Origin of the sequence: Phenylobacterium sp. Root700 (assembly GCF_001429025.1) — a bacterium.
GTDB lineage: Bacteria > Pseudomonadota > Alphaproteobacteria > Caulobacterales > Caulobacteraceae > Phenylobacterium.
This window is the reverse complement of the sequence record NZ_LMHT01000031.1, coordinates 105160-128751: the sequence shown is the minus strand read 5'-3', so window position 1 is coordinate 128751 and position 23592 is coordinate 105160. Positions and strand designations below refer to the sequence as shown.

At 69.2% G+C, this 23592-nt stretch carries 16 protein-coding genes; 8 read left to right on the top strand and 8 right to left on the bottom strand.

Annotation, left to right across the window (positions count from 1 at the left end):
- Positions 1–112: 112 nt before the first annotated feature.
- Genes ASE02_RS16230 through ASE02_RS16215 form a run of 4 tightly spaced genes read left to right on the top strand, consistent with a single transcriptional unit; the run spans position 113 to position 6473 of the window.
- Positions 113–2059, top strand: a complete 1947-nt coding sequence (locus ASE02_RS16230) for a pyrroloquinoline quinone-dependent dehydrogenase (RefSeq protein WP_056735578.1) — start codon at positions 113–115, stop codon at positions 2057–2059.
- Positions 2060–2104: 45 nt separating this feature from the next.
- Complete coding sequence (locus ASE02_RS16225) at positions 2105–2413, top strand: cytochrome c (protein WP_056735577.1); 309 nt, start codon at positions 2105–2107, stop codon at positions 2411–2413.
- A 44-nt stretch (positions 2414–2457) separates the two neighbouring features.
- On the top strand, positions 2458–4464 hold the full coding sequence (locus tag ASE02_RS16220; RefSeq protein ID WP_056735576.1) for a TonB-dependent siderophore receptor: 2007 nt from the start codon (positions 2458–2460) through the stop codon (positions 4462–4464).
- Between the two features lie 14 nt (positions 4465–4478).
- A complete protein-coding gene (locus ASE02_RS16215; protein ID WP_056735575.1) occupies positions 4479–6473 on the top strand; it encodes a TonB-dependent receptor in 1995 nt (664 codons plus the stop codon).
- 243 nt (positions 6474–6716) lie between these two features.
- Here ASE02_RS16215 and ASE02_RS16210 read toward each other — a convergent pair whose 3' ends face one another.
- Together ASE02_RS16210 and ASE02_RS16205 are read right to left on the bottom strand one after the other, a co-directional pair.
- Complete coding sequence (locus ASE02_RS16210; protein ID WP_056735574.1) at positions 6717–7454, bottom strand: SDR family oxidoreductase; 738 nt, start codon at positions 7452–7454, stop codon at positions 6717–6719.
- 16 nt (positions 7455–7470) lie between these two features.
- On the bottom strand, positions 7471–8274 hold the full coding sequence (locus tag ASE02_RS16205) for an SDR family NAD(P)-dependent oxidoreductase (protein WP_200957705.1): 804 nt from the start codon (positions 8272–8274) through the stop codon (positions 7471–7473).
- Positions 8275–8718: 444 nt separating this feature from the next.
- On the opposite strand from ASE02_RS16205, the gene ASE02_RS16200 reads away from it, so the two are divergent.
- Positions 8719–9780 (top strand): beta-propeller fold lactonase family protein, encoded by a 1062-nt coding sequence (locus tag ASE02_RS16200; RefSeq protein WP_056735572.1) that lies wholly within the window; start codon positions 8719–8721, stop codon positions 9778–9780.
- A gap of 3 nt (positions 9781–9783) precedes the next feature.
- On the opposite strand, the gene ASE02_RS16195 is transcribed toward ASE02_RS16200, so the two are convergent.
- The 6 genes from ASE02_RS16195 to dapB form a co-directional block, all read right to left on the bottom strand.
- On the bottom strand, positions 9784–10878 hold the full coding sequence (locus tag ASE02_RS16195; RefSeq protein ID WP_056735571.1) for a ComEC/Rec2 family competence protein: 1095 nt from the start codon (positions 10876–10878) through the stop codon (positions 9784–9786).
- Positions 10875–13253, bottom strand: a complete 2379-nt coding sequence (locus ASE02_RS16190; protein ID WP_162257190.1) for a PQQ-dependent dehydrogenase, methanol/ethanol family — start codon at positions 13251–13253, stop codon at positions 10875–10877. The genes ASE02_RS16195 and ASE02_RS16190 overlap by 4 nt, the downstream gene beginning before the upstream one ends.
- A 143-nt stretch (positions 13254–13396) precedes the next feature.
- Complete coding sequence (gene dut, locus ASE02_RS16185; RefSeq protein WP_056735569.1) at positions 13397–13870, bottom strand: dUTP diphosphatase; 474 nt, start codon at positions 13868–13870, stop codon at positions 13397–13399.
- A gap of 104 nt (positions 13871–13974) precedes the next feature.
- Entirely contained in the window at positions 13975–15930 is a 1956-nt protein-coding gene (locus ASE02_RS16180) for a S9 family peptidase (protein WP_056735568.1), read from the bottom strand.
- A gap of 91 nt (positions 15931–16021) precedes the next feature.
- Complete coding sequence (locus ASE02_RS16175) at positions 16022–17452, bottom strand: amidase family protein (protein WP_056735567.1); 1431 nt, start codon at positions 17450–17452, stop codon at positions 16022–16024.
- Complete coding sequence (dapB, locus tag ASE02_RS16170) at positions 17449–18249, bottom strand: 4-hydroxy-tetrahydrodipicolinate reductase (protein ID WP_369818575.1); 801 nt, start codon at positions 18247–18249, stop codon at positions 17449–17451. The genes ASE02_RS16175 and dapB overlap by 4 nt, the downstream gene beginning before the upstream one ends.
- Before the next feature lie 151 nt (positions 18250–18400).
- On the opposite strand from dapB, the gene ASE02_RS16165 reads away from it, so the two are divergent.
- From ASE02_RS16165 to ASE02_RS16155, 3 genes are all read left to right on the top strand, one after another.
- Entirely contained in the window at positions 18401–19687 is a 1287-nt protein-coding gene (locus ASE02_RS16165) for a S41 family peptidase (RefSeq protein WP_056735566.1), read from the top strand.
- Between the two features lie 149 nt (positions 19688–19836).
- Complete coding sequence (locus ASE02_RS16160) at positions 19837–22128, top strand: NADP-dependent malic enzyme (protein ID WP_056735565.1); 2292 nt, start codon at positions 19837–19839, stop codon at positions 22126–22128.
- Positions 22129–22276: 148 nt separating this feature from the next.
- Positions 22277–23575: an Hsp70 family protein gene (locus tag ASE02_RS16155; protein ID WP_056735564.1), complete on the top strand. Its 1299-nt coding sequence runs from the start codon at positions 22277–22279 to the stop codon at positions 23573–23575.
- The last annotated feature ends 17 nt before the right edge of the window (positions 23576–23592 follow it).

Here is a 23592-nt window from a genome sequence, read left to right as displayed (position 1 = left end):
ATTTTTCATTGACACCCAGGCGCCGGGCGATACGGTCCGCGCAACAATTGCACCCCGTCTGCGGGCGGGTGAGACCAGCCAAGCGGTCGTGCATCATCGGGGGACGACGTCCATGGACGCCAATAATTCGTTTCGCGCTCGGCGCGGCTTCAATTGGACCTCGCTTGGGGTGCTCGCCGCCTGCGCGGCGCTGGGAACCACCGCCGCGGCGGCGCCCGCGCCCGCCGATTGGCCCAGCGTCGGCCGCGACCAGGGCGGTCAGCGCCACTCGCCCCTGACCCAGATCTCGCCGGCCAATGTCGGTCAGCTGAAGGAGGCCTGGGTCTACCATATGCAGACCGACGCGGCGAAAGCCGCCACCGCCGGCCGCCGCAGCGGTTCGGCGGGCCTGCGGGTCTCCGAGAGCATCCCGCTGGTGATCGGCGGGACCATGTATCTGGGCACGCCCTACGGCCGGGTCGTCGCCCTGGAAGCGGCCACCGGCAAGGAAAAATGGGTCTTCGAGATCCCCGACGGCGACACCCCGTCGGTGCGCGGCGTTGAGTACTGGAAGGGCGAGGGCAAGCACCCGGCGTCCATCGTGTTTGGCACCCGCATGGGCCGGATGTATTCGATCAACGCCGCGACCGGGAAGCCGAACGCAGCCTTCGGCGAGGCCGGGGTGGTCAATCTGAAGACCCCCGAGGTCATGCAGACCGGCATGGACAAGCCCTACTTCCTGCCCTCGCCGCCGATCGTCTTCAAGAACTTGATCATCACCGGCGCCGGCATGGGCGAGGGCCCCGGCGGCCTGGCCTCCGGCCCTGGTCCGCGCGGCGACACCCGCGCCTGGGACGCCCGGACCGGCAAGCTGGTGTGGACCTTCCACTCGGTGCCGAAGCCCGGCGAATTCGGGCACGACACCTGGGGCGGAGACAGCTGGAAGAACCGCTCGGGCGTCAACGTCTGGGGCCACATGACCGTCGATGCCGAACGCGGCATCGTCTACATGCCGTTCGGCGCGCCGAACAACGACCGCCAGGGCGTCGACCGTCCGGGCGACAATCTGTTCGGCACCTCGCTGGTGGCCGCCGACGCTAATACCGGCAAGTACCTCTGGCACTTCCAGGTTGTGCACCACGACATCTGGGACTGGGACACCCAGTCGCCGCCGACCCTGTTCGACGTCAAGAAGGACGGCAAGGTGATCCCGGCCGTCGCGACCGTGAACAAGAACGCGCTGATGTTCATCTTCAACCGGGTCACCGGCGAGCCGATCTTCGGCGTCGAGGAGCGGCCGGTGCCGAAGGGCGACGTCCCCGGCGAACACTACTCCCCGACCCAGCCCTTCCCGGTCCTGCCCGAGCCGCTGTCGCAGAACACCCTGTCGAGGAACAACCTCTACAAGGATACGCCCGAGCATAAGGAATATTGCGAGAAGCTCGTCGACGACAACAACATGCTGCTGGGCGAGGTCCCGTACACGCCTATCGCCTTCAACCGCTACACGGTGAACCTGCCCGGCACCCAGGGCGGCGTGAACTATTATGGCGGCACGGTCGATCCGAAGCTTGGCCTGTTCGTGGTCAATGTGAACAACCTGGCCCAGCCGATGCGCATGGTTCTGAACCCTGACGGCAGCATCCAGAACGCCGGGCCGCTGGCCGGCACCCGCCGCTTCTGGAACCCGGAAACCCGCCTGCCGTGCGGCCCGACGCCGTGGGGCCAGCTGGTGGCCGTGGACATCAACACCGGCAAGATCGCCTGGCGCTCGACCCTGGGGGTCACCGACGACTTCCCGGAAGGCAAGCAGAACACCGGCCGTCCGGGCCTGGGCGGCGCCATCACCACGGCCAGCGGCCTGACCTTCGTGGCCGCCACCGACGACGCCCGCTTCCGCGGTTTTGAAACCAAGACCGGCAAAGAGGTGTGGGCCGCCAAGCTTCCGGCCTCGGGCTACGCGACGCCGGTCACCTATCAGGCCAAGGGCAAGCAGTACCTCGCGGTCGTCGCCACCGGCGGCAGCCAGGTGGGCGCGCCCTTGCTCAGCGATTCCCTGGTGGTCTATTCGCTTCCTTAGGGGAGCGGTGGTCCGCCACGGCCAGGGGCTAGGAAACAGTAAGCGATGCGTATCTTCACAGCTCTGATCGTCGGCGCCCTGGTGATCGGGCTGGGGCAGGCGGTGGCTCAACCGGCCTCGCCCGGCGCCGAACTGTTGCCCGAAGGGGCGGGGCGTGAGGCCGTGCTCAAGGTCTGCACCGGCTGTCACGCCGCCGAGGTGATCGTGAACCGCACCCAGAAGGACATGGCCTGGCCCGACGTGGTGCAGTCCATGGTCGACAAGGGCGCGGTGGCGACCCCCGAGGAGATCGAGCAGATCGCCGCCTATCTCGAAAAGGCGCTGCCCGAGACGGCGGAAGGCTCGACCCACTAGCCGGGCTTTTATTCGGTGTACTGATCAAGCTCGGGGAGAGCGCCGTGGGACTGCCGACCTCGTTGCTGCTCGCCGCGGCCCTGACCCAGGGCCCCGCCGCGCCGGAAGACCACGCGGTCTCGACCTACGCTCCCGACTTCTTCAGCGCCGCGCGCCCGGCCAACGCGATGGACATGATCAACCGCCTGCCGGGGTTCAGCTTCGACGGCGGCGGCAATGTCCGGGGCCTGTCCGGCGCGGCGGGCAATGTCCTCATCGACGGCCGCCGGCCGGCCAGCAAGAGCGACGCGCTCAGCGACGTGCTGGGCCGGGTGCCGGCCAACCAGGTGCTTCGCGTCGACGTCATCCGCGGCGGCGCGCCCGGGATCGACATGCAGCGCAAGCCGGTGGTGGCCAATGTCGTGCGCGATCCCCGTGGCGGGATCAGCGGCGCGGTGGAGCTGATCGATCGACTGACCTTGGACGCTGATGGTCGCAACGAGGTCGGTCTGGAGGCCGAGGTCGGCGCCCGGTTCGGCGCCCGCGTCATCGAGGCTTCGGTCGAGTACGAGACCGGCGACGGCCACGACCGCGCCTTTACTCACCGCAAGCGCCAGGACCGGTCGGGCGCGCCCTTGCTGGACTCCCGTATCTCCGCCAAGCGGCCCGCCACCGAATTGGCGGCGACGGCCGCCGCCGAGACGCCGTTGCCGGTCGGCGACGTCCAGGTCAGCGCGCGCGCCTACCGCAACACCCACGACATCACCGAGCGCGACGACTTCGACCTGCCCCGAGGGCTGGGCGTTCTGCGTGAGGCCTATCGCGGCCAGGGCGGCGAGTTCGGCGGCCGCTATATCGCGCCGGTCGCCGACGGGCTGGAGATCGAGGCCATCGCGCTGAAGTCCTGGCGCGAGAACCAGACCCTGGCCAACTCGGTCAATGGCGAGACACAGACCGGCTACCGGAGGTCCGATGAGTCCGGGGAGACGGTGGGGCGGGCGGTCCTGCGGGTGCAGCGCTGGAACACCGTCTCCTTCGAGACCGGGATCGAGGCGGCGTCCAACTGGCTGGAGGGCGACAGCGCCCTGGTCATCGACGGCGTGCTGACCCAGGTGCCCGGGTCGCGGGCGCGGGTCGAGGAACGGCGCGGCGAAGGCTTCGGCAGCGGCGTCTGGCAGGCGGCGCCGAGCCTGGCTCTGGAGGCGGGTCTGCGCGTCGAGGTCTCAAGCTTCTCGCCCCGACGCGGCGAGGAGACGCAGTTCGATTTCGCCAAGCCGTCGGCGGCCCTGACCTGGACCCCGACCCCGCAGCGGCTGGTGCGCATGCGGATAGAGCGCGAGGTCGGCCAGCTCAACTTCAACGACTTCGTGGCTGAGGCGTCGCTCAACAACGGCTCGGTGACCGGCGGCGCGGGCTTGCTGATCCCAACCCAGACCCTGAGGGCGGAGGTCGCCTTCGAGCAGCAGTTCTGGGAGCGCGGCGCCCTGGTCGCCGCCATCCGGCGCGAGCGGCTGAACGACGTCATCGACCGCGCGCCGGTGACCGGACCAACGGGCGTCTTCGATATTCGCCGCAACATCGGCTCGGGCGTGCGCGACGTGCTCGAGGTCAACTCGACCCTGCCGCTCGACATGGGCGGGATTCCCGGCGGCCTGCTGAAGGCCGGGGTCAAGGCGGTGCGCTCGGAGCTGACCGATCCCACCACCGGCGAGTCGCGGGCGTTCTCCGGCCAGCCGGCGCTGGAATGGAACGCGGCCTTCACCCAGGATCTTCCCGATTGGAACGCCACCTGGGGCGTGAACATCTCCGGCGCCAGCGAACGGACCACCTATCGCTTCGACCGGACCGAGGCCTGGAAAGCTGAGCCGTACGCGTCGGCCTTTGTGGATTATACTCCCAGGTCTGACGTCACCGTGCGGCTGGAGATCAACAACCTAACGGCGCGGCCATCCTGGAACCTGCGCGAGGTCTATGCCGGCCCGCGCCACATGACCGACCTTCAATATCTCGAGCGGCGCGACGACGAGACCTATCGCAACCTGCGCCTCAGCCTCCGCAAATCCTTCAACTGAGAAGTGACGTCCCTGTGCCTGTAGATCTCCCCCCCGCCGTTGATGTCGTGATCGTTGAGGCGGCGCGTCTGCCGGTGTCGCCGGCCGATCGAGCGTTCTCGATCGTGACCCTGGAGGGCGATGTGATCGCCACGGCGCCGCGTCTGGACGAGGCGCTGACGGCGACGCCGGGGGTGCAGCTGTTCCGGCGGACCTCGAGCCAGGCCTCGAACCCGACCACCCAGGGGATCAGCGCGCGCGCGATCGCCGGGTCGGGGGCCAGCCGGGCGCTGGTGACCCTGGACGGGGTGCCGCAGAACGATCCGTTCGGCGGCTGGGTGCTGTGGACCGGCCTGCCGCCGATCGGGGTGGAGCAGGCCCGCGTGATCCGCGGCGCCGGGGCCGGGCCGTATGGGGCCGGGGCGCTGACCGGGACCATCCAGCTGGCCGAGCGGACCACTGTCCCGCGCGGCGGCGAGTACGAGGTCTATGGCGGCGAGCAGGGCCTGAGCGGCGCGGCGATGGCCGGGGCGCTGGGGCAGGTGTTCGTCACCGCCGCGGCCGAGCGCAGCGACGGCTGGATCCCGATGAGCAAGGCCGGGCGCGGGGCGGCCGACCAGGCGCTCTATTACCGCGGCCTGAGCGGGGCGCTGCGCTGGACGCCGGAGCTGGCCGGCAAGGAGCTGGCGCTGCGGCTGTCGGGCTATCAGGAGAAGCGCGGGGCGGGGCTGATCGGGGCCGACAGCCGCGCGCTGGGCGCGACCCTGTCGGCGACCCTGGCTCAGGCGCCGGTCGCCGAGGGCGCGCTGGCCTGGCGGGTGCAAGGCTGGCTGAAGCGCTCGGACCTGGAGAACCGCTCGGCGGCGGTCGCGGCCGGTCGCAATTCGACCACCCCGGCCAGCGAGCAGTTCGCCACCCCGGCCATTGGCTATGGCCTCAACGCGGCCCTGCGCCGTGACGCCGCGCAGGGCGGCTGGGAGTTGGGCTTCGACGCGCGGGTGTTCGACGGCGAGACCCGCGAGCGTTTCCGCTACATGACCGGCGCCTTCACCCGTGAGCGCGTAGCTGGGGGAACCCAGTCGGTGGCCGGGCTCTATAGCGAGGCCTATCGCAACGCCGGCGATTGGCTGCTGACCGGCGGGGTGCGGCTCGACCGCTGGGCCACCTACGACGGCCAGCGGACTGAGCACGACACAGCCAATGGCGCGACGACCCTCGATAACCGTCCGCAGGACCGCGACGGCTGGCTGCCGACCGGCCGCCTGGGCGCGCGCTACGCCGCCTGGGATGACGGCTATGTGCGGGCCGCGGCCTATGCCGGGTTCCGGCCGGCGACCCTGAACGAACTCTACCGCCCGTTCCGGGTCGGCAACGACGTCACCGAGGCCAACGCCGGGCTTGAGCCCGAGCAGCTTTACGGGGTCGAGCTGGGGCTGGGCTCGGAAGGCGTCCTGCGCTGGGACGTCACCGCGTTCGCCAACCGGCTGGAGAAGGCGGTGGCGAATGTCACCATCGGCGCCGGACCCGGCGCCTTCCCCGTCGCCGGCTTCATCCCGGCCGGCGGGGTGCTGCGCCAGCGCCAGAACGCCGGCCAGATTGACGCTTACGGGATCGAGGCGCAGGTCGAGCGGCGCTGGGAGAGCGTCTCGCTGCGGCTGGCCGGCGCCTATACCGAAGCTGAGGTCGATGGCGGCTCCCAGGCGCCGCAGCTGACCGGCCTGCGTCCGGCCCAGACCCCACGGCTCAGCCTCACCGGCGAGGCCGGCTGGCGACCGACCCCGGCGCTGAACCTGCGCACCGTGGTCCGCTACGAGGGCGAGCGCTATGACGACGACCTCAACACTCGCCAATTGGCCGCCGGGGTCGAGGTCGGCCTGCGGGCCGACTGGTCGGTGACCCGCGCCGTGACCCTCTACGCCGCCGCCGACAACCTGCTGAACGCCAAGATCGAGACCGCCCAGACCGGCGATGGCCTCGAAAGCTACGACCAGCCCCGGACCCTGCGCATCGGCGCCATCCTGCGGCGGTAGTCGCGCCAACGACGACTGTCATCCCGGAAAGCGCGAAGCGCTTGTCCGGGACCCATTCGCGCCGCGCTCGCGGAAGCTGGCGAAGCCTCGCGGCGACTTGCCCCATCTGGTGTTCATGGGTCCCGGTCTTGCTGCGCAAACCGGGATGACAGCATCGGGGCTGCGCCCCGCCGCGCACAAAAAAAGACGGCCGGCGCTGGGGCGCGCCGGCCGTCGACGAAGGCGGTTGTGAGTGAGGACCCTCTAGAGGCTCATACCGCCGTCGATGACGATGTTTTCGCCGGTCATGAAGCCGGCCTCGTCTGAGGCCAGCAGCACCGCGACCTCGGCGATCTCTTGCGGCGTGCCGATCCGGCCCATCGGCTGACGGGCGATGAAGGCCGCGCGGGCCTTCTCGACGTCGCCCTGGGCGGCCATGCGCTCCTGCAGGGACGGGCTCTCCACCGTCCCTGGGCTGATCGAGTTGCAACGCACCCCGTCGCCGATGAAGTCGCGGGCTACCGACTTGGTCAGGCCGATCACCGCGGCCTTGGTGGTGCCGTAGGTGAACCGGTCCGGCGCGGCCTTCACCGAGGAGACCACCGAGGCGATGTTGACGATCGAGCCGTCGCGACGCTCGCGCATGTGCGGCAGGAAGGCCTTGATGGTCGAGGCCATGGTCACGACGTTGACGCGGAAGCTGCGCTCCAGCTCGGCGGCCGAGGCGTCCAGCACCGTACCGACCCCGACCATGCCGACGCAGTTGACCAGCACCTGGGCGTGGGCGAATTCGGCGGCCAGCTTGCCGACGGCCTCTTCGTTGGTGACGTCGAGCACCGCGGTCTTGACGCCGGCGGCGGGCGCCCAGGCTTCGAGCACGGCCTGCTGCAGGTCGACGGCGACGACGTCGGCGCCCTCGCGCTTGAAGGCTTCGGCGATGGCCCGGCCGATGCCTTGGCCGGCGCCGGTGACGACGCAGGTCTTGCCGGTCAGTCTGGTCATGGGGGAGTTCCTATTCTCAGGCGGCGTAGAGGCCGGCGGCGCCGTCGACGCGGATCACCTGGCCGGAGACAAAGCGGCTGTCGGGGCCGGCCAGGAAGCCGACGGCGTCGGCGATCTCGGCCGGAGTGGCGTAGCGGTCCAGCGAGGGGCCTTCCTCCATCATCACCGGATCGGTGGAGCGGGTGGCCAGGAAGCGGGCGGTCTTGGCGGGGCCGGGGCTGATCGCGTTGACCCGCACGCCGTGGCCCCGCATCTCCATCGCCAGGCAGCGGCTGTAGTGGACGACGGCGGCCTTGGCGCAGGCGTAGCCGATCTCGATGGCGCTGCCCTGATGGGCGAGGATCGAGCCGATATTGATGACGGCCCCCTCGTTGCGCTCGGCCATGCCTGGCGCGACGGCGCGGCACATCAACATGGTGCCGATCAGGTTGCGGTTGAGGACCGCCTGGACGTCCTCCAGTTTGAACTGGGTGGGCGTCGAGGGATTGGGCTTGTCGCCGCTGGCGCCGATGTCGCCGCCGGCGCAGTTCACCAGGATGGAGATCGGACCGAGCCGGGCCTGGGCGGCGGCCACCATCTGCTCGACGGCGGCGTTATCGGAGATGTCGCCGGTGACGGCGACGGCGCGAGCGCCGTTGCTGGTCAGCTCTTCGGCCAGGGCCGACAGGCTGGCGACCTCGCCGAACCGGGCAGGAGCTTCCTCGGAGATGTCGTGAAGGGCGACGTCGGCCCCCATGGCCATCAGCCGCTCGGCGATCGTCCGCCCCAAACCACGGCCGGACCCGGTGACGAACGCAACCTTCCCCTTCAGGGGGCGCACTGGAATCTCTGACTCAGCCGCACGCGACGCATCGCTCATTCTCAACCTTCCCTCTTAGTTCTCATGAGCTGACGACACACGATCGGCCGGCTGGCGGTCCGCGCTTGCGGCCGTCGCGGGCGCTTCACCGTGCTTAAGAACCGCCAAGCGGCGCGGAATCGTCCGTGCAGCCTGGAGGTCGCCCCGTTGACACCTCAAATCCGCATTTAGTATACAGTTTAGATTATCGATGGGAAGCGTGTTTCGGCCCAAATTTCAAACCGCTTCGCGCTCGCCGGTTGAAAATCGTCGTATCGCGGAACGGGCTTGAAGCCGGACCGAGAACGGCTGGCGCCCTATCGGGTCCAGAGTGTCGGTTCTCCGAGCCTTTGCGCTCAAAGCCTGGCCGGCGGTTCGTCCGTGGACGTCATAATCTGGGAGGGCGCAATGCCTGGGTCGAAATCTATGCTGCTGGCTCGCGCCGCGGTTGTCGGGGTCGCGGCGTTGGTCCTGGCCTCATGTGGAGGGCCGACCAGCGACCAGGCCCCTGCCGCCGTCACCGCGCCGCAGATCTGGCGGGTCTATGTGACCAATGAGCGGTCGGGCGACCTGACCGTCATCGAGGCCCCGTCCAACAAGATCATCGCCACGGTCGCGCTGGGCAAACGGCCGCGCGGGTCGAGCCTGAGCGCCGACGGCAAGCTGCTGTTCGTGGCCCTGTCCGGCTCGCCGATCACCCCGCCGGGCGTCGATGAGAGCACCCTGCCGCCGGCCGACAAGGGCGCGGACGGCATTGGCGTGTTCGACACCGCCACCCTGAAACTGGTCACCGTGCTGCGCGGGGTGTCCGACCCCGAACAGGTGGTGGTGTCGCCGGACGGAAAGTTGCTGTTCATCGCCAGCGAGGACACCGGGACCCTGGTCATCTGGGACGCCGCGGGCAAACCGCTGGCCAGCATCCCGGCCGGCGGCGAGCCGGAGGGCGTGGCCGTGAGCCCCGACGGAAAGAACGTCTATATCACCTCCGAGGAGGACCATGCGGTCACCATCGTCGACACCGTGACCCACAGGCCGCTGGCCAAGATCGAGGTCGGATCGCGGCCACGCAACATCGCGTTCTCGCCCGACGGATCGCGCGCCTATGTCCCTGGCGAGACCGGCGGCGTGGTCACGGTGATCGACACGGCCAAGCATGTCGCGGTCGGTTCGATCGCGATCAAGGGCGAGGCGGCCCGGCCGATGGGCGCCGTGGTCTCGCCCGACAACAAGACGCTGTTCGTGTCCACCGGCCGGGGCGGGACCCTGGTCAGCATCGACGTCGCCAGCCTGAAAGTCTTGCGCGAGGAGCCGGTGGGGCAGAGGCCGTGGGGCATCGGCGCGAGCCCGGACGGCAAGTTTATCTACACCGCCAATGGCCCGTCGAACGACGTCTCCGTCGTCGACGCCAAGAACCTGAAGGTCATGAGCCGGGTGAAGGTCGGCGAGAGCCCCTGGGGCGTCTCGGTCGGGCCCGCACCCAAGCCCTGATCGCTAGTTCGGCCGATAGGTTTCGGTGAAGCCGTTGCGGGCGTTCACCACCTTGATGGTTCCGTCCTTGGAGATCTCGGCCTCGATGGAGTGGCCGGCGTCGGGCCAGGTGTCGAGGTTGGCGATGTAGTCGGCCGGGCGGTTGCCGTCCGGCTCGCGGGTGGCGAAGTGCGACTGCCAGACGACGGGCTTGGAGGCCGCCGCCTTCAGGGTGTCCAGCACCACCTTGTCGCCGCCCTTGCGCGCGCCGTTGGCCAGCAGGGCCACGCGCGGGGCGACCGCGGCGATCAGCGGCGGACTGCTGCTCAGCGCCGAGCCGTGGTGGGAGACGATCAGCACGTCGGAAGGCCCCATCATGTTGGTCGGGCAGACCAGGGCCTTTTCCTGGTTCCAGGTCAGGTCGGCGAGATCGAGGATGCGGGCCTTGCCATAGGTGGCGACGAAGCCGGTCGAGCGGACGTTCTCCTCGCCGCCGATCGCGTCCTTGTCGGGCGTGGTGTCGCAGAAGGCGGTCTTGCCGCCGGCCCCGCGCAGCCGGGTCTTCAGCACCTGGCCGTCGGCCGCGACGAAGGTGATCCTCAGCGATCCGGTCTGCAGGACGTCGCCCGGCTTCACCACCCAGCGATGGAGTTTTGCGGCGGCGGTTTCGTAACCGGCGTAGAGGCTGGCCGGCATGTTCGCCGCTTGGGCCGGGGTCATGGTCGCCGGCGTCTCTTCGCGGCTCGGGCCGTGATCGATGATGGTCCCGACCGGGATGCGGGCCAGCAGGTCGTGGACCCCGCCGACATGATCCATGTGGTAGTGGGTGACGATCAGGTAGTCGATCTTGGTCACCCCCGCCGCCTTGGCCTTGGCGACGATCCGCTCGGCGCTGGAGGGCTGCGGCGGCCCGGGCTGCGCGCCTTCCGGCGGGCGCGGAACGCCGGCCCCGGCCGGCCAGCCGGCGTCGACCAGGATCGACTTGCCCTCCGGCGTCACGAACAGGGTCGCGGCCCCGCCCTCGACATCGATCATCAGCAATTTGAGCGGCAGCTCGGCGGCCTGGGCCGAGGACAGCGCCGTGGCGGCGAACAGAGCGGCGAGCGCGATACGGGTCATTTCACATCCCCAGGGAGGGCGAAGCTGTAGACGATGTTGCCGGCCGAGACAGCGACGTATTGGCGGCCGTCGACGGCGTAGGAGATCGGCGAGCCGGAGATCCCGCCGCCGGTCTTGAAGCGCCACAGGGGAGAGCCGCTCTTGGTGTCGAGCGCCAGGAACGAGCCCTCCGCCGATGAGGCGAAGATCACCCCGCCGCGGGTGGCCAGCACGCCGGCGGCCAGGGAGTTGCGGGTCAGCGGGAAGCTCCACAGCGCCTTGCCGGTGGCGACGTCCAGGGCGCGGACGCCTTGGATCGGCGCGCGTGAGGCGGGCGGGGCCGGCAGGCGGCGCGGGGCGGTGTAGAGCTTGCCCTTCTCCACCTCGGCGGGACCGTAGCCGGCGAAGCCCTCGGCGTCCTGGAAGGCCAGGTAGAAGACCCCGGCCTTCTCGTCATAGGACGGCGCCTGGAAGTTGGTGGCGCCCACCGCCGGATAGATCGGCACGCCGTCCGGCGTGGCGACGGACTCGGGGCGAACCTTCGGCCGGCCCTTGGCGTCGAAGCCGTCGTTCCAGTTCTGATGCACGAAGGCCGCGCCCGACAGGAACCGCCCGTTGGTGCGGTCCAGCATGTAGAAGAAGCCGTTGCGGTCGGCGTGCAGCATGACCTTGCGCATTTGGCCGTTCACCACCCGGTCGGTCAGCACCAGGTCCTGAACCGAGTCCCAGTCGTGGCTGTCGTTGGGCGTGAACTGGTAGTGCCACTTCAGCTTGCCGGTCTCCGGATCCAGGGCGACCACCGAGTTGGTGTAGAGGTTGTCGCCCTTGCGGATGTGCGGGTTGAAGCTGGGGGCCGGATTGCCGATGGCCCAGTAGAGCTGCTTCAGTTCAGGGTCGTAGCTGCCGGTCAGCCAGGTGCCGCCGCCGCCGGTTTTCCAGGAGTCGCCGGCCCAGGTCTCGTTGCCCTTTTCGCCCGGCCCGGGGATCGGCTCGAAGCGCCATAGTCGCTTGCCGGTGGCCGGGTCGTAGGCTTCCAGGAAGCCGCGGATGGCGTACTCGCCGGCCCCGACGCCGACGATGATCTTGCCCGGCAGGGCCAGGGGCGCGCCGGTCATGGTGTAGCCGAACAGGGTGTCGGCGATCCGCCGCTCCCACAGCGGCCGGCCGCTGCGGGCGTCCAGCGCGATCAGCAGATTGTCCAGCGTGCCCATGAACACCCGGCCGTCCAGCACGGCGATGCCGCGATTGGTCGGGTTGATCTGGTAGGGGTTGGTGACGTCCTGCTTGCGCGAGTATTTCCAGATCTGCAGGCCGGTGCGGGCGTCGAAGGCGTAGACGTCGCCGGGCGGTCCGGAGACGTACATGATCCCGTCGACGACGATGGGCGTGGCCTGCAGCGGCGATTGGCCGGGAAGCTGGGCGGCCCACTTGGCCTGCAAGGTTCCAACATTGCCGGCGTCGACCTCCGTCAATTCGGAGAAGTGCTTGCCGGTGTAGTCGCCCCAGTAGGTCGGCCAGTTGTCCGGTTCGGCCGCGGCCTTCAGCAGCCGCTGGGCCGGCAGCACGGCGGGGCCTTGCGGCGAGAGCGCGCCGGTCACGTCGCGGCCCTTCTGGCGCGACAGATAGGCGATGACGTCGTCGACCTCCTCAGCCCCCAGGCGCAGGGCGACATCGGCGGGGTAGCCGTTCCCTGGCCGGTTGGTGATCGAGGTCAGCTTGGCGCGGTCGAGCATCACCAGCTCGCCGCTCGCCTGCAGCAGATGCAGGCTGAAGCTGTCCTCGCCGCGGACCAGGCCGCCGACCCGCGAGCCGTCGGCCCTGACCACGTCGACATAGCGCGCGGCCGGGCCGCCACGGCGCGGTGGGAAGGCGTGCAGGACGCCGGTGCGCAGGGCCTTGGCGTCGCTGGATCCGGCGCCTGAGAGGTCGGAGGCTAGATGCAGGCCGCGGCCGTTCACCTCATGGCAGGTGGAGCATTGGCCCTTGCCGAAGAACACCGCCTCGCCGCGCTGAACCGCTTCGGCCGAGGCGACGGGGACTGGACCTGAAGAGGGAGCGCCGCCGCCGCCGGACAAGCTGCGCAGATAGCTGACGACCTTCCAGGTCTCTTGGGGCGAGATGAATTTGAACGACGGCATCTCCGTGCCGGGCACGCCGTCCTGGATGGTGGTGAAAAGCTCGAAGTCTTCGCCGCCCCGGGTGAAGCGCCCGGTGTTCAGCGCCGGCGCGCGGCCGCCCGAAGCGCCCGGGCCGTGACAGGCCGAGCAGGTCCCTTCGAAGACTTCCCGTCCGGCGCCGACGGCGGCGGGATCGGCGGCGAACGGATTGGTCGGCGTGTCGCGGGTCTGGGCCTGGACCATGCCGACCCCGGCGCTGGCCACGAGAACGGCCGCCAACAAAACGCCTCGCATGGATCGCCCCCTGATCGCTCCTGCACCTGCGGGCCATGAGGGCCTGCACGGGCGTCCCGGCCTTGAGGCTCTAGGGAAGCGTGAGGGGACTTTCTCGCCTACTGTATACAGATGTCAAGCGACGGGGTTCAGACCCCGGTGGAACCGTAACCGCCGGCCCCGCGGACCGTGTCGTCCAGTTCGTCGGCCTCGATCAGGGTCCATTGCGGCGCGGCGGCGATGACGCCTTGGCCGATCCGGTCGCCGCGGCGGACGTGGAAGGTCTCGGCGCCCAGATTGATCAGGCAGACCGAAATCTCGCCGCGATAATCGCAGTCGACCGTGCCCGGCGCATTGACGATGGAGACGCCGTTCTTGGCCGCCAGGCCTGAGCGCGGACGGATCTGCATCTCGTAGCCGATCGGCAGGGCGACGGCGAAGCCGGTGGGGATCAGCCGCCGCGCGCCCGGTTCGATGCTGACCGTCTCGCCCTCGGGCGTCGCGGCGCGGAAGTCGAACCCGGCGGCGCCGGCGGTGGCGTAGGCGGGCAGGGGCAGGTCGTGGTTGCCCTCCCAGCGCTTGAAGGCGGCCGTCAGGGGCGTCACGCCGCGCGGTTCAGTCATGGTCGGTCGCCCTTGGAAACGAGATTGAAGCGGCGGAATGCCAGATGCCGGCCGCCGCCTCAAGGCGGTCAGGCGCGCGACAGGGTCACACGCCCGCCAGTCGATCAGTTCGTGACCGGCAGGTGCTTGGCCAGGAAGCCTTCGAGCGCCTCCAGCGTCTGCGTCCGGGTGGCCGACCGGGTCAGGTAGTGGTTCTCGTTTTCCAGGACCACATACTCAACCGGCTTGCCCGCCGCCTTCATCGCATCGACCATCTTTTGCGACTGCTCCGGCGGCACGATGGTGTCCCTGTCGCCGTGGATGAGCAGGATCGGCGTCTTGATGTTCGCCGCCAGTCGCGCGGGAGAGGTGGCCGCCAGCTTGTCCTTCGAGGCGGCGCCGAGCGCTGTCCGAAGCTCGCCGATCGTGCCTGAACTCTCCCCATAGAGCTGCTGCCTTTGCACCAGGAAGAAACCGAGGTCGGCGATGCCGGCGATCGAGGCCGCGCATCTATAGGCGTCAGGGTGCAGCGTCGCGCCGGCCAGCGCGGCGTAGCCGCCGAAGCTTCCGCCGACGATGCAGGTCCGGCCGGCGTCGATCTGGCCGGTGGCCGCGACCGCGGCCACGCCGTCCAGCAGGTCGGTCTGCATCTTGCCGCCCCATTCGCCCTGTCCGGCCTTTTCGAAAGCGGCGCCGAAGCCCCATGAGCCTCGGAACTGCGGTTGCAGCACCGCATAACCTCGCGTGGCCAGGAACTGCACCAGATAGTCGAAGTCGTAGACGTCCCGGCTGGTCGGCCCGCCATGCGGCAGGACGATCAGTGGAGACTTGTCGTTTGGCCCCGCGCCGGGCGGCAGGGTGAGGTAGGCCGGAATCTCAAGCCCATCGCGGGCCTTGTAGGTGATCCACTGGGTCTGGCCGAGCGTTACGCCCCTGAGGTCTGGGTACTCGTCCCCGAGCGGAGAGAGTTCCTTTCGGATCTTGTCGAAGAGGTGCCAGGTCGGCGGCGAGGAGGGCGCGCTCACGCGGACCAGGAAGCGCGTCCGGTCGGCCGACCACTCGTACAGCCAGACGTCCTGCGTCTTGAAGGCCTTCGTAAGGGCGGCATGGACCGCGCCGATCTCGGGATCGAGCCAGTGGTAAGCCGGCTTCTCGCCTCCGGTCAGAATGGCGAAGGCCCCAAGGCTGCGACTGTCCCAGAGCAGGCGCGGCGAGGTGTCGGCGGGGATCTGGCTGACCGTTTCCATCGCGCCGTCGCTGACGCGTTTGCGGATCACGGCGCCGTCCAGGAACAGATAGATGGCGTCTTCCGGGGCCGAATAGCCGAGGTAACGCCGGCGGCTGTCGAAATCGCCGCCGTCCCACAGAACCGTCCACTGCCCGGCTCTGGCGCCGCGGGCGTAGACCGTGAAGCGATGGCTGAGCTCGTCGATGTCGAGGCGTACGCGCGGCTCGCCTGCGGTATTCAGCTCCCAGCCGATCGTGTCGGAATCGCCGCGCTCTATCCGCACCCCTTTTCCGGTCGCGGGATCGACCTTGAATAGCGCTGAGACATAGCCTTCCTCGCCCTTGCGCTGAATGCGGGTGTCCATGCCGCCGACGGCCTCGCCAGGCAGGAGGCCCATGACGAACACCTGGGCCGGTGGACCGGGCGATGTGCCCAGGACGGGCTGCTCGACGAGGTATTGGGAGAAGGCGTCACCGTCCAGCAGACGCGCGACGGCCTTAGCCTGAGGCGTGATGGAGACGTTCCGCTCGAAGCGGTAGGCCAGCCTTGGGCCGTACTTCTCCCAGTATCCGACGCGGGCGAGGACGTGGTCGTTGCCGGCCCAGGACAGCCCGACCACCTCGGCGTCGCCAAGCGGCAGCACCGGCAGGGCGGGATCATCGATGGTGGCGATGGAGACGAACCGTTGGTCCGAGGTTCCGCCAAGGATGGCGACGCGTTTGCCGTCCGGCGAAATGGTGGCGTCGACCACGGCCGGGACCCGTCCGAAAGCCGAGGCCGGCGGCGGCGCGGCGTGAGCCTGAGCGGCCACGGTCAAGAGCGCCGCCGATGCGGCCGCCAACATCAGGCGCATTGTGTTTCCCCCATATCCCCGCGCCGAACCTACAGGTCGGTCGTCTGTACGCGCAAGGATTGTGGTCGCACAACTTCTGGCGGGGTGGGGCCTACCCCATCGGCGGGGCGATGAAGCCGCCCAGGCGCTCGTCGATGGCCTGGGCGATGGCCAGGGTGCGGGAGTCGGCGCCGTGCGGGCCGATGATCTGGACGCCGACCGGCAGGCCGCTGGCCGCTAGACCAGCCGGAATGGTGGTCACCGGCAGATGGCAGGCGGTGGCCAGCGCGATCCAGTTGAACATCGTTGCGTACGGCAGCGCCTGGCCTTCGGAGGTCGTCAGCCTGCGCCGAATGAACGGCCGGTGGTCGTGAGGGAAGGCGACGACCGGCGCCACGGGGGCCAGGATCACGTCGAAGGCGGCGAAGGCCTCGTTGGTGGTCTGCTTCAGGCGTGCGCGGACCTCGTCGGCGGCGATCCATTCGGCGTGGGTGGCTGCGTAGGCGCGGGCCAGTCCGGCCCAGGATTGCGGGCCGGCGCCCAGTCGCAGGGCCAGGCCCGCCACCCCGCGCATCCGCCGCAGCGAGGTCTGGGCCTTGATCGGCATGTCGGTGGCCTGCACCGCGCCGAGCAGGGTCTGGTAGGCGGCTGTCAACTGGTCCGCAGACACCGGGCTGGAGATTGGCCGCACCTCGGCGCCGGCCGCCGAGAGCTGGGCGCCCAGCACCTCGATCACCGCGGCGACCTCCGGGTCGAGGGGGAAGCTTTCCAGCCACAGGCCGATCTTGAGGCGCGAGAGATCGGCGACCTCGGCCTTGGCCGGCACGCCGGCCGTCAGCACCGACAGCAGCAGACGCAGGTCGCGGGCCGAGCGGGCCATCGGGCCGATGACGTTGAGGTCGCGCTCGGCGTGGGTTCCAGGGGCCGGAGGCACGTGGCCCAGTTGCGAGACCAGGCCCCAGGTCGGCTTGTGGGAGAAGACGCCGCAGAAGCTGGCCGGAACGCGCAGCGAGCCGCCGATGTCCGAGCCGATCTCCAGGGCGGTGACCCCGGCGGCCAGCGCCGCGGCCGCGCCGCCCGACGATCCGCCGGGTGTGCGGGCGGGGTCCCAGGGATTGTTGGTGGTGCCATAGAGCGGGTTGAAGCTCTGCCAGTCGGCGGTCATCACCGGGACATTGGTCTTGGCCCAGATCACCGCGCCGGCCTGACGGACGTGACCGACGGCCACGGCGTCCTGGGGCTTGCGCCGCCGCAGCAGCTCGACGCCTGACGACGCCGCCATGCCGGCGACGTCGAGGGCGTCCTTGATGGTCATCGGCAGGCCGGCCAGGGGACCGAGCGAGGCGCCCTTGGCGCGCAGGTCGTCCATGGCCCGGGCGGTGTCGAGAGCCCGGCCGAGATCGGCCGTGACGACGGCGTTCAGGGTCTGATGCGTCTGTTCGTGCCGGGCCAGGGAGAGCTTCAGCAGCTCGACCGCCGAAATATCCTTCGCCCTCAGCGCCGACAGCTGAGCCGTGGCGTCGCGGGCGAGGAGATCGGTCACGCCTTCAGGCCCAGCACATCTTGCATGTCGTAGAGGCCCGGCGGCTTGCCGGCCACCCAGCGGGCGGCCACCACCGCGCCGCGGGCGAACAGGCCCCGGTCGCGGGCCGAGTGGCTGATGGTGAGGATTTCGTCCTCGGCGGCGAAGGTCACCGAGTGCTCGCCGATGATGTCGCCGCCGCGCATGACGGAAAAGCCGATGTCGCCGACCCGGCGCGGGCCGGTGATGCCGTCGCGGCCGCGCTGGGCGACATCGTCCAGCTTGACGCCGCGGCCTTCGGCGGCGGCCTGGCCGAGCATCAGGGCGGTGCCCGACGGGGCGTCGACCTTGCGCTTGTGGTGGGCTTCGAAGATCTCGATGTCATAGGCCTCGGGGCCGAGCGCCTGGGCGGCCTTGGCCACCAGGCCCATCAGCATGTTGACGCCCAGCGAGTAGTTGCCGGCGTGCACGATGGCGACCGACTTGGCGGCCTGCGCGATGGCGGCCAGCTGTTCGTCCGAGCAGCCGGTGGAGCCGATCACCAGGGCCGGCCCGCCGCGTACGGCCACGGCCTGGGCCAGGGCGACCGAGGCGGCCGGGGTGGTGAAGTCGATGACCACCTGGGCCGCGGCGAGGGCGGCGTCGACATCGACCAGACCTTCGCCGACAGCGCCGGGACGGTCGAAGCGGGCGGCGAGACGCGCGTCGTCGCGGCTCTCGATCACGGCGGCCACGGCCTGACCCATGCGGCCGAGCGCGCCGGCGACGGCGATATCGATGGGGTTGGTCAGGGGAAACTCTCCGAGGCACGCGAACACGAGGCGTTAGTGTCCTGGCCTTGGCGACGGGGTCAAGGCCGGCGCGCCACGAGCCGGGTTTGGAGATCATGGTCGCCAGATGGACCTGGTCGCCGCAAAATAGCCAAGCTTGCGCAGAACATCGCTCAATGAACGTGGAGCTGGACCTCGCATGAAGACCCTTCTCGCCTCGATCCTGGGGCTTTCCTTGGCCCTGACGGCGCCGGCTCTGGCGCAGGCCCAGGCCATCAAGCCGCGGGCGGCGGTCGAGAAGATCGCCAGCGTGATTCAGACCCAGTTCTATGACGAGGCCAGGGCCGGGCGGATCGCTCGCGATCTGCGCGCCGAGGCTGGCCGGGGCAAGTACGACGGCCTGACCAATCCTAGCGATTTCGCCGTCGCCCTCACCACCCGGCTGTCACCGCTGGATGGCCATTTCCGGGTCAGCTGGTCGCCGCCGGCGCCGGCCGAGGCTGGACGTCAAGGCGCGGGTCCGGGCGCCTATGCCGAGCACCTGCGCCGCATCAACTATGGCTTCCGCCGCGCCGAGGTGCTGCCGGGCAATATCGGCTATGTGGAGGTGAGCGAGTTCGCCGACTTCACGCCCGGCGACGAGGCGGCCCGCAAGACGGCGGATGCGGCCCTGGCCCTGGTCGCTTCGACCGATGCAGTGATCTTCGATCTGCGCGAGAACGGCGGTGGGTCCCCGGCCATGGTCGGCTATCTGGTCGGGCGTTTCGTCGCCGCCGACGCCAATGTCTACAACACCTTCAAGACCCGCGGCGAGCCGGACTCCACCGAGCGCCCGACGGTGGCGATCACCGAGCCTAGGCGGTTGGACACCCCGCTCTATGTGCTGGTCAGCGGCCGCACCGGCTCGGCCGCCGAGAGCTTCGCCTACACCCTGAAGTCGGCCAAGCGCGCGATCGTCGTCGGGGAGCGCTCGGCCGGCGCGGCCAATCCCGGCGGCGACGTCGAGGTCGGCGATGGGCTGCGGGTCTTTGTGTCCAGCGGCACGCCGATCAACCCGATCACCGGCAAGAACTGGGAGGAAGCCGGCGTCGCGCCTGACGTCGAGGTTCCCGCCAAACTGGCCCTGGTCCGCGCCCAGAGCCTGGCCTTGACCAAGCTGGCCGCCGCGCCGGGCGCCGCGAGCGTGGAGAACCGCTGGGCGCTGGAGGCGCTGGCCGACGCGCCTGCCGTGGAGCCCGGCAAACTGGCGGCCTATGCCGGTGACTACGGCGCCTATCGGGTCACTACGGCGGGCGAGCGGCTGGTGCTGCGCCAGGGGCGGCGGCCGGAAGCGACGCTGAAGCCGCTCGATCAGGGCGGACTGTTCGTGGTCGAGGGCGCCCCGTTGCGGCGCGTGCGGTTCGAGGACGGCGCGTTGATCATGCTCAGAACCGACGGTTCCAGCTCACGCTATGCCCGGAGCATGGCGCAAGCGGCTGAAAAATAGCCGCGTCGACGGTGTTCGCGCGCCGCGTTTGACCGAGCGCGAGCAAGGAAAAGAACGCTCACGCCGACACCTGAGAGGTGTTGTGAGCGCAATGGCCGCCCTATAGGTTGGCCGACCCAAACACGCGCCACGAGGACACGCCGCCCCCAATGAGCGACGCTGAAAAACGCACCTTCACCGATGAAGAAGCGCTGAGCTTCCACAAGTACCCGACGCCGGGAAAGATCGCCATTGTGCCGACCAAGCCGATGGCCACCCAGCGGGACCTGTCGCTCGCCTATTCGCCGGGCGTCGCGGTGCCGGTGCTGAAGATCGCTGAAGATCCGGAAGCGGCCTACGACTACACCTCCAAGGGCAACCTGGTGGCGGTGATCTCGAACGGCACCGCGATCCTGGGCCTGGGCAATCTCGGCGCCCTGGCGTCGAAGCCGGTGATGGAGGGCAAGAGCGTCCTCTTCAAGCGTTTCGCCGACGTCGACTCGATTGACATCGAGGTCAGCGCCACCGATCCCGACGAGATCATCACGGTGGTGAAGAACATCGGCGTCACCTTCGGCGGCATCAATCTCGAGGACATCAAGGCCCCGGAGTGCTTCCGGATCGAGACCGAGCTGCAGGAGCTGCTCGACATCCCGGTCTTCCATGACGACCAGCACGGCACGGCGATCATCTCGGCGGCGGGCCTGATGAACGCCTGCGCCATCACCGGGCGTGAGCTGAAGGACGTCAAGGTCGTGCTGTGCGGCGCCGGCGCGGCGGGTATCGCCTCGCTCGAGCTGATCAAGGCCATGGGCGTGCGTCCCGAGAACTGCATCGCCGTCGACAACACCGGGGTGATCTATCACGGCCGTCCGACCGGCATGAACCAGTGGAAGTCGGCCCACGCGGTCGACACCGACAAGCGGACCCTGGCCGAGGCGCTGGTCGGCGCCGACGTGTTCCTGGGCCTCTCGGCCAAGGGCGCGGTCACCCAGGAGATGGTCAAGACGATGGCGGCCAAGCCGATCATCTTCGCCATGGCCAATCCCGATCCGGAAATCACCCCCGAAGAGGTCTATGCGGTGCGTCCCGACGCCATCGTGGCGACCGGGCGCAGCGACTACGCCAACCAGGTCAACAATGTCCTGGGCTTCCCCTACATCTTCCGCGGCGCCTTGGACGTGCGCGCCCGCCGCGTGAACATGGAAATGAAGATCGCCTGCGCCAACGCCTTGGCCGCCCTGGCCCGCGAGGACGTGCCGGACGAAGTGGCCGCCGCCTATCACGGCACCCAGCTGAAGTTCGGCCCGCAGTACATCATCCCGACCCCGTTCGACCCGCGCCTGCTGTCCTACATCCCGCCCTTCGTCGCCCAGGCGGCGATGGACACCGGGGTCGCCCGCAAGCCGATCGAGGACATGGACGCCTATCGCGCGTCGCTGGCCCAGCGGCTCGATCCGACCGCCGCCTTCCTGCAGAAGCTGCAGGGCGCGGTGCTGAAGGCCCCGAAGAAGCGCATCGTCTTCGCCGAGGGCGAGGAGCCGACGGTGATCCGCGCGGCGCACGCCTTCGAAGCCGCCGGCCTTGGCCACGCGGTCCTGGTCGGCCGCGAGGAACTGGTCCGCGAGAACATGCTCACGGCCGGCCTCGACCTGGACGAGACCAAGCTGGAGATCATCAACGCCCGGGTTTCCCACTGGAACCCCGAGTACGTGGACTTCCTCTATGAGCGGCTGTCGCGCCAGGGCTACCTGAAGCGCGACGTCCAGCGGCTGATCAATCAGGACCGCAACTCCTTCGCCGCCTGCATGGTGGCGCTGGGACACGCCGACGGCATGGTGACCGGGGTGACCCGCTCCTATGACCAGGTGCTGGAAGAAGTGCTGCGGGTGATCGATCCGGCGCCTGGCGGCCGGGTCATGGGCATGAGCGTGGTGCTGGCCAAGGGCCATACCCTGTTCATCGCCGACACCAATGTCACCGAGATGCCCGAGGCCGAGGAACTGGTCGAGATCGCCATGGAGGCGGCCCGGACCGTGCAGACCCTCGGCTATGTGCCGCGCGTGGCCTTCATGTCCTACTCGACCTTCGGCAATCCGATGGGCGTGCGCTCGGAAAAGGTGCGCGACGCCGTCGCCATCCTCGACGAGATGGAGGTCGATTTCGAGTACGAGGGCGAAATGCCGCCGGAACTCGCTCTCGACCCGAGCAAGCGGGTCAACTATCCGTTCATGCGCCTGACCGGCCCGGCCAATGTGCTGATCATGCCGGCCATCCATTCGGCGGCGATCTCGACCCAGCTCGTCCAGGCCCTGGGCGGCGCCACGGTGATCGGACCGTTGCTGCTGGGCATGGATAAGTCGGTGCAGATCGCACCGCTGTCCGCCTCGGTCTCTCGGGTCCTGCAGATGGCGACGCTCGCCGCCTATGAGCAGGACATCGCCGAGGCCTCGGCCTCGTGAGCGTGGTCCTGACCACCAACTAAACGGATCGTCCGCTCTCGGGGGTGTGGACGATGCGTCGTCCACACCCCTTGAAGAGCGCGACAGCCGAAAGTGGAAGCCGGTTTCGGCGGCCGTCGCGCTCCAAGAAAAGAGAAATGAGCGCGACATGGCTGATCTCAGCATCGGCATCGATTTCGGCACGACCAACACCGTCATCGCGCTCGCAGGGGCCGAGGGCCCGGCCCATCTGGTGCGCTTCCCCGCGCCGGAGAAGGAAGTCTTCGCCTTCCGCTCGGCGATCTCCTTCCACGCCCCGGCCGAGCGGCCGAAGGAGCGCGAGGTCGAGGCTGGCCCCTGGGCCATCGAGGCCTATGTCGAAGACCCGCTGGAGACGCGGTTCATCCAGTCCTTCAAGAGCTTCGCGGCCTCCGCCAGCTTCAGCGAGACCCAGATCCTGGGTCGCCGCTATCTGTTCGAAGACCTGCTCTCGGCCTTCCTGCTGAAGCTGCGCGACCACGCGGGCGACGACATGGCGCAGCTGCCCAAGCGGGTGATCGTCGGCCGGCCGGTCACCTTCGCGGGCGGCGCGCCCGACGAGGAGCTGGCCCTGCGCCGCTATGAGATCGCCTTCGAGCGGCTGGGCTTCACCGAGATCCTCTATTCCTACGAGCCGGTCGGGGCGGCCTTCTTCTTCGCCCGGGAGTTGACCGAGGACGCCACCGTACTGGTCGGCGACTTCGGCGGCGGCACCAGCGACTTCTCGATCATCCGCTTCACCCGCGAGGGCGGCGAGATCCATTCCACGCCGCTCGGTCGGTCCGGGGTCGGGGTGGCCGGCGACGCCTTCGACTACCGGATCATCGACAACCTGGTCTCGCCGCAGCTCGGCAAGGGCTCGAGCTACACCTCGTTCGGCAAGGTGCTGCCGATCCCCAACCGCTACTATTCGACCTTCGCGCGTTGGGACCAGCTGGCCTTGATGCGGGCCAGCCGCGAGATGCGCGACATCCGCAAACTGGTCCGCGAGGCGGTCGAGCCGGAGAAGATCGAGCGGCTGGTCGAGGTGCTCGATGAGAACTACGGCTACATGCTCTACCGCTCGATCTCCAAGTTGAAGGAGGCCCTGTCCTCGCAGGAGAGCGCCGAATTCCGGTTCGAGGCCGGGACCATCTCCATCACCAGGGACGTGGCGCGGTCTGAGTTCGAAGGCTGGATCGCCCCGGAGCTGGGCCTGATCGAGAAGGCGGTCGACGAGGCCCTGGTCGACGCGGGGCTCGACGCCGGGCAGATCGACCGGGTGTTCCTGACCGGGGGCTCGTCCCTGGTGCCGGCGGTTCGCGACATCTTCCACCGCCGTTTCGAGCCCTCGAAGATCGAGAGCGGCAGCGAACTGGAATCCATCGCCTCGGGCCTGGCACTGATGGGCCGGGAGCGAGACCTCACCAAGTGGGCGCGGAGAGCTTAGGCATGGAGGGACGATGC

Excerpts from the sequence above, each read along its gene's own strand:
- ASE02_RS16200 (WP_056735572.1), top strand. The coding sequence starts at position 8,719 with ATGCTGCTGGCTCGCGCCGCGGTTGTCGGGGTCGCGGCGTTGGTCCTG.
- ASE02_RS16155 (WP_056735564.1), top strand. The coding sequence starts at position 22,277 with ATGGCTGATCTCAGCATCGGCATCGATTTCGGCACGACCAACACCGTC.
- ASE02_RS16160 (WP_056735565.1), top strand. The coding sequence starts at position 19,837 with ATGAGCGACGCTGAAAAACGCACCTTCACCGATGAAGAAGCGCTGAGC.
- dut (WP_056735569.1), bottom strand. The coding sequence starts at position 13,870 with ATGACTGAACCGCGCGGCGTGACGCCCCTGACGGCCGCCTTCAAGCGC.
- ASE02_RS16165 (WP_056735566.1), top strand. The coding sequence starts at position 18,401 with ATGAAGACCCTTCTCGCCTCGATCCTGGGGCTTTCCTTGGCCCTGACG.
- ASE02_RS16195 (WP_056735571.1), bottom strand. The coding sequence starts at position 10,878 with ATGACCCGTATCGCGCTCGCCGCTCTGTTCGCCGCCACGGCGCTGTCC.
- ASE02_RS16210 (WP_056735574.1), bottom strand. The coding sequence starts at position 7,454 with ATGACCAGACTGACCGGCAAGACCTGCGTCGTCACCGGCGCCGGCCAA.
- ASE02_RS16225 (WP_056735577.1), top strand. The coding sequence starts at position 2,105 with ATGCGTATCTTCACAGCTCTGATCGTCGGCGCCCTGGTGATCGGGCTG.
- ASE02_RS16180 (WP_056735568.1), bottom strand. The coding sequence starts at position 15,930 with ATGCGCCTGATGTTGGCGGCCGCATCGGCGGCGCTCTTGACCGTGGCC.
- ASE02_RS16230 (WP_056735578.1), top strand. The coding sequence starts at position 113 with ATGGACGCCAATAATTCGTTTCGCGCTCGGCGCGGCTTCAATTGGACC.